This is a genomic window from Phenylobacterium sp. (assembly GCF_036821595.1).
In the GTDB taxonomy this organism is placed as follows: Bacteria; Pseudomonadota; Alphaproteobacteria; order Caulobacterales; family Caulobacteraceae; genus Phenylobacterium.
The window spans coordinates 1-9,068 of sequence record NZ_DAISJG010000077.1 but is presented as its reverse complement, the minus strand read 5'-3'; the positions used below and the strand labels follow the sequence as shown (position 1 = coordinate 9,068).

Sequence of the window (9,068 nt, the reverse complement as noted above, 5' to 3'; positions counted from 1 at the left end):
GCGACACCGCGCGGCTGGCCCGCGACCTCCACGCCTGGCTGGACCGCGCCGTCCGCCGCCCGGACTTCCTGATCTGCGAGGTGGACGACCTCGTCCTCGAGGCCTGCGAGGCCATCGGCGCCGACCCCGCCTTCATCTACCCCCCCGCCCGGGCGCCTGCGCCCGAACCGGACCGCGAGCCCGAGCCCGCCGACACGGGCTAGCGCCGCCCGCCTGCGAGCTCGCGAACGCGCTTCGCGCGAAACCACGGAAAACACGGACTGCACGGAAGGCGGGCCCTCTTCGGGCTGGGCGCCTGAAAGATCCTGCGCGCCTTCGGCGCGCGATTCCCGTCCCCACGTCCTCGCCGGATCCCGCGCTCTCGGCGCCGGCCCCATCCGTGCAGTCCGTGTGATCCGGGGTTCAACAGGAACGGCGCCGCGCCCTTCCGTGTATTCCGTGTGGTCCGTGGTTCCTTCAGATCCCGCCTAGGCCGCCGCCCCCGGCGCCACGGAGATGTCCACCATCACCTCCGCCGAGATCTGCTCCAGCGCCGCCTGCACCCGCTCCGCCGGCAGGCCCGGCGGCAGGCGCAGGCGCGCGTCGAGATGGAAGATCGGCGCGCCGGAGTGCGGCTCGGGCGCCACGTGGGTCGCCAGCGCCTCGATGTTGACGTCCAGGCCGCTCACCACCGAGGTCACCTGCCGCACGATGCCCGGCCGGTCCTGCCCCACCAGGCTCAGCTCAAGCGTCTCGCCCGCCGCCTGCGTCGCCTCCACCGCCGGGATGACCCGGACCTCCAGCCCGCGCGCGTCGATCGCCGCCACGCCCGCGCGCAGGGCCTCGATCCGGTCGTCGGCGATCTCCACCAGCGCCGAGCCGACGTACAGGCCGCCCAGCCGGGAGAGGTGGCTCTCCAGCCAGTTGCCGCCGGCCTGCAGCACCGCCTCGGCGAGGATGCCGGTGAGGCCCGGCCGGTCGCTGCCCACCACGCTCAGGATAACCGACGCCATGACGCACTCCGCGGAACCAGGGGCCGCGAACGAGCCACGCCGGACGGGACGCGTCAATCCGCCGGCGCGGCCGCGAGCTCCCGGGCGCGGCGCCGGGCGCGGGCCTCGGCGCTGTTGGTCAGGGCCCAGCGCAGCGCCCGGCCGAGGCCGTGCAGCCCGACCCTGGCGGCGGCCCGGCGCGGCGGCGACAGCCGCAGGCCGTGCATCCGGGCCGCCCAGTCCGGCAAGAGGTCCTTGGCCGCGTCGAAGGCCAGCGCCATGGCCGGCGCCGCGGCGGCGCTCGGCGCGCGCTGGGAGAACAGCGCCTGGGCCACCTCCCGGGTGCGGTGGTCGTAGCGGAGCTGCGGCCGGACCCGGTCGAAATAGGCGGCGACCTCCGCCCGGCTCTGCGGCACCTCGGTCGCGCCCAGCCGCCGGGCGATCTCGGCGGTCTCACGCAAGTAGCGGTCCTGCTCCTCCGGCGGGAAGGCCGGGTCGACGTAGCGCAGGTAGGCCGCCAGGAAGGCGCTCACCTCGGCCACGTGGACCCAGGTCAGCAGGTCCGGGTCGTCGGCGGCGTAGGGCGTCCCGTCCGGCAGGGTCCCCTCGACCCGGGCGTGGATGGCGCGGACGCGGTCGATGAACCCCTGGGCCTCGGCCCGGTCGCCATAGGTGGTGCCGGCGATGAAGTGGGCGGTGCGTTTCAGCCGCCCGGTCATGTCGCGGCGGAAGTTGGAGTGGTCCCAGACGCCGGCCAGGGCGCCGGGATGCAGCATCTGGAGGAGGAGGGCCGCGATGCCGCCGACCATCATGCTGGCCAGGTCGCCGTGCACCTTCCAGCAGGCGCTGTCGGGGCCGAACAGGCCGGTGTCGCGGCGGTTGCGCTCGACGGTGTCGTCGCCGGTGCCGCCGACCAGCCGGCGGACCTGCAGGATCATCGCCTGCCGGAGCGGATGCGGCCTGGGCGAGGGCGGCGGGACGGAAGGGTGCGGGGCCTGGGACATCGGACCGACAAGATAGGGTCCCCGGCGGCCGGCTGCAGCGCCGGCGCGAGATGGACGGCCGCGGGCGCGGGACCCGCGGCCGTCCGAGGTCGCTACTGCTTCTCGGCCGGGGTGGTGACCGCGGCGTCGGCGGCGGCGCCGGCGTCGGTGGCGGCCTCGCCCGTGGCGTTGGCGGCGCCGGCGGCGGCGTCACCCGTGGCGTCGGCGGCCGCGGCCGTGTTGGCGGCGGCGTCGTCGGCGGCCGAGCTGGCCGTGGCCGCGGCGTTGTCGCCGGTGGCTTCCGCGGCTTCCTCGGTCTTCTGCGAGCAGGCGGCGAGCGCCAGGGCCGCGGCGGCCGCGGCGACGATCATGATGGAACGCATGTGAAGTCCTCCCTGATGAAGACCCGCAACCTTCACCATCGGAGCCGTCCTGCCAACCCCTGGCCGGCTCAGGCGGCCAGCGCCGCCTCGAAGTCGCGCCACAGGTCGGCCACCGCCTCCAGGCCCACGGAGATCCGCACCAGGCCGTCGCTGATCCCGTGGGCGGCCCGCTCCTCCGGCGTGTACGTCGAGTGGGTCATGGACGCCGGGTGCTGCACCAGGGTCTCGGCGTCGCCGAGGCTGACCGCGCAGCGGGCGAGGCTCAGGCCGTTCAGGAACCGCACCGCGGCCTCGCGGCCGCCGGTCAGCTCCAGGGCGATCATGCCGCCGAAGCCGCCGGTGAACTGCCGCCGGGCCAGGTCGTGCTGCGGATGGCCGGGCAGGCCCGGGTACAGCACCTGGCTCACCGCCGGATGGGCCTTGAGCCGGCCGGCGATCTCCAGGGCGCTGGCGCTGTGGCGCTCGACGCGGAGCTGCAGGGTCTTCAGGCCCCGCAGCACCAGCATGGCGTCCATCGGCGAGATCACCGCGCCGGTGGCGTCCTTGATGCCGGTCCCGCGGATCCGGGAGATCAGCTCGCCGTCGCCGACCACCGCGCCGGCCACCAGATCGCCGTGCCCGCCCAGGTACTTGGTCGCCGAGTGGACGACGAGGTGGGCCCCCAGCGCCAGCGGCCGCTGCAGCAGGGGGGTGGCGTAGGTGTTGTCCACGATCACCACGGCGCCGGCCCTGCGGGCCGCGGCGGACACCGCGGCGATGTCCACCAGCCGCATGTTGGGGTTGGCCGGGGTCTCGAAGAACACCGCCTTGGCCGGCCGCGACAGCGCCGCCTCGACCGCGGCCTGGTCGGTCATGTCGACGTGCTCGACCACGATGCCGAAGTCCGCCAGCTGGTGGCGGAAGAAGGCGAAGGTGCAGCCGTACAGGGTCATGTCGGTGACCAGCCGGTCGCCGGGCCGCAGCAGGGTCCACAGGGTGGCGGCGATCGCCCCCATGCCCGAGGCCGTGGCCGCCGCGGCCTCCCCGCCCTCCAGCGACGCCAGCCGGCGCTCGAGCAGGTCGATCGTCGGGTTGCCGAGCCGTGTGTAGATGTACCCCTCCTCCTCGCCGGCGAACCGCCGGGCGCCGGACTCGGCGCTCTCGAAGCAGAAGGTGGAGGTCATGTAGACCGGCGGGGCGAGCGCGCCGTGGTGGTCGGCCGGGTCGTAGCCCTCGTGGATCGCCCGCGTCTCGAACGCCCAGTCCTGACCCGAAGCCATATGCCTACTCCACACGAACCGAGGTTCAGGATAGGCCCGGGCGCGGCGCAGGTCCTTGCGTATTCAGGCGCTTCGGGAGAGGTTCGGGGCGCCTTCTGCTACTGGAGAGCCCTACGTTGGCAGACTCTGACCTGGACGCCCTCGATCGCCGGATCCTCGCCGAGCTGGAGAAGGACGGCCGCCTGCCCAACAGCGAGCTGGCCCAGCGCGTGGGCCTGTCGGAATCACCCTGCCTGCGCCGCGTGCGGCGGCTGGAGCAGGCCGGCTACATCACCGGCTACCACGCCCACCTGGAGCCCAGGCTGAACGGCCGCGGGCTGACCGTCTTCGTCGGCGTGAAGGTCCGCCGGCACGCCAGCGAGGAGGTGCTGCCGTTCGAGGACTGGACCCGCGGCCGGCCGGAGGTGGCCGCCTGCTTCCTGATCTCCGGCGAGTTCGACTACCTGCTGCACGTGGCCGTGCAGGACCTCGCCGCCTACGAGTCGTTCCTGACCGGCCAGCTGCTGCGCAACCCGGCGATCGCCGACATCCGCTCGATGATCGCCGTGCGCAGCGTCAAGGCGCCCTTCGGCCTGGCCGCCGGCGCCCTGCCCTAGTCCGCCGCCTTCGGCCGCGCCAGCGTCGGCCACTTCACGCCGAGCTGGTCGAGGTAGGTCGGGTGCTTCGCCGGGTCGTAGTAGAGCGGCCGCATGGCCGGGCGGAATTGGGCCATGACCTCGGCGTTCATGTCGGCGGCGGGCTTGTCGTTCGGGCCGATCACCGGGACGTAGGTCTCGGTCTTGGTCTGCACGTCGGTGAAATAGGCCTTGGCCGCCGCCCGCAGCCTCGGCTGGGTCAGCAGGTCCAGCGTGGTCATGGCCACCACCTTGGAGCCGGCCACCACGCCCTTGTGGGCGATGGGCGTGGCCATGGCGATGGCGTTGGCCCAGTTGTGGCCCGGCAGGCCCGGGATGTTGGACGGGTAGCGGACGGTGATGGTCGGGACGACCCAGGAGACGTCGCCGATGTCGTCCGAGCCGCCGCTCTCCGGCTTCTCCTTCGGCGGCTCCAGCTTGTCCAGCTCGGTGGCCAGGCCCTCGATCTTCTCGGCCTTCACCTCCGTCTGCACGGCCTTGGCGAAGGCCTGCTCGTCGGCCGTCCACTTCGGCAGGCCGATCATCTTGATGTTGGCGTAGGCGGCCTCGGCCATCGGCTTGTTGAAATGGCGCGGCGCGGCCGTGCCGAGCACCCGGCGCTCCACCGTCGTGTCGGTCATCATGGCCGCGCCGTCGGCGATGCGGTTGCCGACCGCGTAGAGGTCGCTGATGCCTTTGAAGTCCTGCTCGCGGAAATAGTACCAGACGCTGGCCCGCTCCGGGACGACGTTGGGCTGGTCGCCGCCGTCGCGGATCACGTAGTGCGAGCGCTGCTCGGGCCGGATGTGCTCGCGGCGGAACTCCCAACCGGTGTTCATCAGGCTGACGGCGTCCAACGCCGAGCGCCCCATCCAGGGCTTGCCGGCCGAGTGCGCGGTGCCGCCCCTGAAGGTGTACTCCACCGAGACGAGGCCCGTGCCGGAGGGCTTGCCCCAGCTGGTCCCGAGGTTGTCGCCGACGTGGGTGAAGATCACGGCGTCCACGTCCTTGAAGACGCCGTCGCGCACCATGTAGGCCTTGCCGGCCACCAGCTCCTCGGCGACGCCGGGCCAGAGCATCAGGGTGCCGGCGATGCCCTCCTTCTGCATGATCTCCTTCACCGCGAGCGCGGCGACGACGTTCAGCGCCTGGCCGGAGTTGTGGCCCTCGCCGTGGCCCGGCGCGCCCTCCACCTGCGGCTGGCGCCAGGGGATGCCCGGCGTCTGCGAGGCCTTGGGGATCCCGTCGATGTCGGAGCCTAGCGCGATGACCGGCCCGCCCTTGCCGTTGGTCCAGGTGGCCACCCAGCCGGTGGGAAGGCCCGAGACCCCGCGGGTGACGGTGAAGCCGTTCTTCTCGAGGATCCCGGTCACGTAGCGGGAGGTCTCCACCTCCTGGAAGCCAAGCTCGCCGAAGGAGAAGATCGAGTCGTTCATCTCCTGGGCCAGCTTGGCCCGGGTCTCGACCCCGGCGATCGCCTGCTTCTTCAGCGCGGGAAGCGGCGCGGCCTGGGCGGCGGTGGCGATGAGCGCCGCGGCGAGCGCGAGCGGGATGGACCTGGACATGACGACTCCCCCGGAACCTGAGGGAGGGACGCTGGACGAGGGGTGGGGGCCTTGTCCAGCGTTTGCACCTGGGTCCGTTAGCGGTTGCCGCCGATGAGGTCGCCGATGCCGCCGAGGACGGAGCCTTCGCCGCGGTTCTGGCCTGCGCCCCCCGCGGCGGCCAGCATGCGGCCCGCCAGCCTCGAGAACGGCAGGGACTGGATCCAGACGCGTCCGGGACCCGTCAGGCGGGCGAAGAACAGCCCCTCGCCGCCGAAGAACACGCTCTTCACGCCGCCCGCCATGACCAGGTCGAAGTCGACCGTCGGCGTGTAGGCGGCCAGGCAGCCGGTATCGACGTGGATCTGCTCGCCGGGCGCCAGGGTGCGCTCCACCACCGCGCCGCCCATCTGAACGAACACCCAGCCGTCGCCGTCGAGGCGCTGCATGATGAAGCCCTCGCCGCCGAACAGGCCCGTCATCACCCGGCGCTGGAACTGCACGCCGATCGAGACCCCGCGGGCGGCGGCGAGGAAGGCGTCCTTCTGGCAGATCAGGGTTCCTCCGAGCTCGGACAGGTGCAGCGGCAGGATCGCGCCGGGCGTCGGCGAGGCGAAGGCGACCCTGGCCTTGCCCGCGCCCCCGTGCGTGAAGACGGTAGTGAACAGGCTCTCGCCGGTGATCAGCCGCTTGCCGGCGCCGAGCAGCTTGCCCATGAAGCCGGCCCCCTCGCCGCCCGAACCATCGCCGAAGACGGTGGTCATGCCGACCGCGGCGTCCTTCCAGACCAGAGCGCCGGCCTCGGCGATGGCGCTCTCGCCCGGATCGAGCTCGATCTCGACGAACTGCAGTTCCTGGCCCTTGATCTCGAAGTCGATGTCATCGGCCAGTCCGGCGCTGCGGTGATGGCTCCAGGGGCCCTGGGTCATGGGAGGCTCCAGCAGTTGGGGAGGAACGGGAGGGCTCTAGCCGTGCGGCTCGGAGCCGTGGAACAGGCGCCACTTCCAGACGCCGTGGCTGAGTTCGAAGACACCGGTCAGGCGATAGGCCCGGCGTTCGTCGGCGGCGTCGCCGTGCAAGACGGCGTGGCCTTCCGCGTGCAGCCAGGCGATCGGCCCATGGACCGAGACCTCCACCTCGCGCCAGTCGAAGCTCAGGGTCTGCGGCATGGCGAAGAGCTTGCGGAAATGCTCGGCGAGCGCCGCCCGACCCCGGGCCACCTCGCCAACCTCGGAGCCCACCAGCAGGGTGTCCTCGTCGGGCATGAACTCGTCGAGCACGGCGAGGTCGCGTTTGGCCAGGAGGGCGTTGAGGCGCACCAGCGCCTGGCGCACGCCGCGCTCGGCGCCGCTCCTCGGCGGGGCGGCGGCGCGGGGGCCGTAGCCCAGCACCAGCAGCAGGGCCGCGCCGGCGGCGAGCAGGCGGGTGACGGCGGCCATGACCAAAACTCCTGTCCTTGGCGGGGGGCGATACTTCCCCCCTTAACGCCCGGCGGGCAAGCCTAGCCGGTCCGGATCGAAAGGGCGCGGGCGGCCTCCCGGGCCTCGGCCCACCAGCCGCGGACCATGGCCTCGGCGGCACCGGGCCTGGCGAGCTTCACCGCCTGGCCAGCCCACAGCGACATCATCTCGGTATCGCCGGCCTTCTCGGCGGCCTGGCGGAGCGGCTGGGTCAGCCGGTTCTGCACCGGATAGGCCGGAACCTCGTGCTCCATGGGCCGCATCTCGCGGGTGAAGCGGTTCTCCAGGCCCCGGGCGTGGCGGCCGGAAAAGGCGCGGGTGAGACGGGTGGGATCGTCGGGCGCCGCCTGGATCGCCTGGCGCCAGGGGCCGCTGGTCAGCGCCTCGTCCGACAGCAGGAAGGCGGTGCCCATCTGGGCGGCGTCGGCGCCGAGCGCCAGGACGGCGGCGACGCCGCGGCCGTCCATGATGCCGCCAGCGGCGATCACCGGCAGGTCCACCGCCGCGCGGACCGTGGCGACGAGCGGCAGCGTGCCGACGAGGCTGGCCTCGGTCTCCGCAAGAAAGTTGCCCCGGTGTCCGCCCGCTTCGGCCCCTTGCGCGCAGATACCGTCCGCCCCGGCCTCGGCCCAGGCGCGGGCCTCCGCGACGGTGTTGGCGGTGCCGACCACATAGCTGCCGGCGCGGTGCAGGGCGTCGACCTGGGTGCGCTCCAGCACGCCGAAGGCGAAGGAGGCGATGGCCGGCGCGGCCTGGACCACCGCGTCGAGCTGGGCCTCGAAGTCGTGGCTGAAGCGGTTGGGCGCCTCGGGCAGCGGGACGCCGGCGGCTTCGTACCAGGGCGCGAGCCGGGCCAGGGCGGCGCCCAGCTCGGCGGCGTCCGGCCGGGCGCTCGGCGCCATCAGCAGGTTCACGGCAAACGGGCGGTCGGTGACCGTCCGCATGGCGTCGACGGCCGCGACGATCTCGCCCGGCCCAAGCGCGGCGGCGGCCAGCGAGCCCAGGGCGCCGGCGCGGTTCACGGCCAGCGGGAGGGCCTCCAGGGTGGCGCCGGCCATGGGCGCCTGGACGATGGGGATCTCCAGGCCGGCCAGCAGGGTCTTCAGGCTCATTCGCCGGCCTCCTTCTTGCGGGCGAGCTTCTCCAGCACCTTGCCGCGGCCGCGGGACAGGGCCGTGACGACGCCGCGCAGGGTGCGGACCTCCTGGTCGGTGAAGCGCGCGCGGCCCAGGGCGGACCGCAGGTTCTGCACCATCGAGGGCGTCTTCTCCGGCGGATGGAAGAAGCCGGCGGTCTCCAGTTCGCGCTCCAGGTGCTCGTAGAGCCCCATCAGGGCTGCGCCGTCGGCGGGCGGCGCCCCCTCGCGAAACTTCGGCGGCGGGGCGTCGGCCTCGGTCGTGCGCCACTCATAGGCGTTGATGGCCACCGCCTGGGCGAGGTTGAGCGAGTGGAACCGCGGATCGATGGGTATGGTCACCACCGCCTGGCAGAGCGCGATGTCCTGGGTCTCCAGGCCCGCCCGCTCGCCGCCGAACAGCATGCCCACCCGCTGCCCCTCGGCGACGGCCTCGGCGAGCTGGGCCGCGGCGACGCGCGGCGTGATCACCGGGAGCTGCAGCTCCCTGGGCCGGGCGGTGGTCGCGTAGACCAGCTGCAGGTCGGCGATGGCCGAGGCGACGTCCGGGTAGACGCGGGCGGCGTTCAGCGGCCAGTCCGCGCCCGAGGCCGAGGCCCAGGCGCGCTCCTGGGGCCAGCCGTCGCGCGGATTCACCAGCCGCAGGTCGGCGAGACCGAAGTTCGCCATGACACGGGCCACCGCGCCGATATTCTCCGCCAGCTGCGGCGCGTTCAGGA

11 protein-coding genes are annotated in these 9,068 nt (G+C 73.2%); 2 read left to right on the top strand and 9 right to left on the bottom strand.

From position 1 onward, the window contains the following. The coding region (locus V7Z97_RS17885; protein ID WP_334164795.1) for a hypothetical protein at positions 1 to 203 on the top strand (203 nt) is incomplete at its 5' end. A 264-nt stretch (positions 204 to 467) separates the two neighbouring features. Here V7Z97_RS17885 and V7Z97_RS17880 read toward each other — a convergent pair. The 4 genes from V7Z97_RS17880 to megL form a co-directional block, all read right to left on the bottom strand. After that, positions 468 to 992 (bottom strand): glycine cleavage system protein R, encoded by a 525-nt coding sequence (locus V7Z97_RS17880; protein ID WP_334164794.1) that lies wholly within the window; start codon positions 990 to 992, stop codon positions 468 to 470. A 53-nt stretch (positions 993 to 1,045) separates the two neighbouring features. Next, positions 1,046 to 1,909 carry an oxygenase MpaB family protein gene (locus V7Z97_RS17875; RefSeq protein WP_334164793.1) on the bottom strand — a complete coding sequence of 288 codons (864 nt, stop codon included), beginning with the start codon at positions 1,907 to 1,909 and terminating at the stop codon, positions 1,046 to 1,048. Between the two features lie 158 nt (positions 1,910 to 2,067). Next, entirely contained in the window at positions 2,068 to 2,337 is a 270-nt protein-coding gene (locus tag V7Z97_RS17870) for a hypothetical protein (protein WP_334164792.1), read from the bottom strand. A 68-nt stretch (positions 2,338 to 2,405) separates the two neighbouring features. Then, positions 2,406 to 3,596, bottom strand: coding sequence for a methionine gamma-lyase (gene megL / locus V7Z97_RS17865; RefSeq protein WP_334164791.1), 1,191 nt, complete (start codon positions 3,594 to 3,596; stop codon positions 2,406 to 2,408). A gap of 116 nt (positions 3,597 to 3,712) precedes the next feature. Here megL and V7Z97_RS17860 point away from each other — a divergent pair, with 116 nt between their 5' ends. After that, complete coding sequence (locus tag V7Z97_RS17860) at positions 3,713 to 4,192, top strand: Lrp/AsnC family transcriptional regulator (RefSeq protein WP_334164790.1); 480 nt, start codon at positions 3,713 to 3,715, stop codon at positions 4,190 to 4,192. On the opposite strand, the gene V7Z97_RS17855 is transcribed toward V7Z97_RS17860, so the two are convergent. The 5 genes from V7Z97_RS17855 to V7Z97_RS17835 form a co-directional block, all read right to left on the bottom strand. Further along, complete coding sequence (locus V7Z97_RS17855; protein WP_334164789.1) at positions 4,189 to 5,775, bottom strand: amidohydrolase; 1,587 nt, start codon at positions 5,773 to 5,775, stop codon at positions 4,189 to 4,191. The genes V7Z97_RS17860 and V7Z97_RS17855 overlap by 4 nt on opposite strands. A gap of 77 nt (positions 5,776 to 5,852) precedes the next feature. Further along, entirely contained in the window at positions 5,853 to 6,683 is an 831-nt protein-coding gene (locus V7Z97_RS17850) for a TIGR00266 family protein (protein ID WP_334164788.1), read from the bottom strand. 36 nt (positions 6,684 to 6,719) lie between these two features. Then, positions 6,720 to 7,193 carry a nuclear transport factor 2 family protein gene (locus V7Z97_RS17845; RefSeq protein ID WP_334164787.1) on the bottom strand — a complete coding sequence of 158 codons (474 nt, stop codon included), beginning with the start codon at positions 7,191 to 7,193 and terminating at the stop codon, positions 6,720 to 6,722. A 62-nt stretch (positions 7,194 to 7,255) separates the two neighbouring features. Beyond that, the gene (locus tag V7Z97_RS17840) at positions 7,256 to 8,326 is read right to left on the bottom strand and encodes an NAD(P)H-dependent flavin oxidoreductase (RefSeq protein ID WP_334164786.1); all 1,071 of its coding nucleotides are present in this window, start codon (positions 8,324 to 8,326) and stop codon (positions 7,256 to 7,258) included. Next, a complete protein-coding gene (locus V7Z97_RS17835; RefSeq protein WP_334164785.1) occupies positions 8,323 to 9,066 on the bottom strand; it encodes an RNA methyltransferase in 744 nt (247 codons plus the stop codon). Before V7Z97_RS17835 ends, V7Z97_RS17840 begins: the two co-directional genes overlap by 4 nt. Positions 9,067 to 9,068 lie beyond the last annotated feature (2 nt).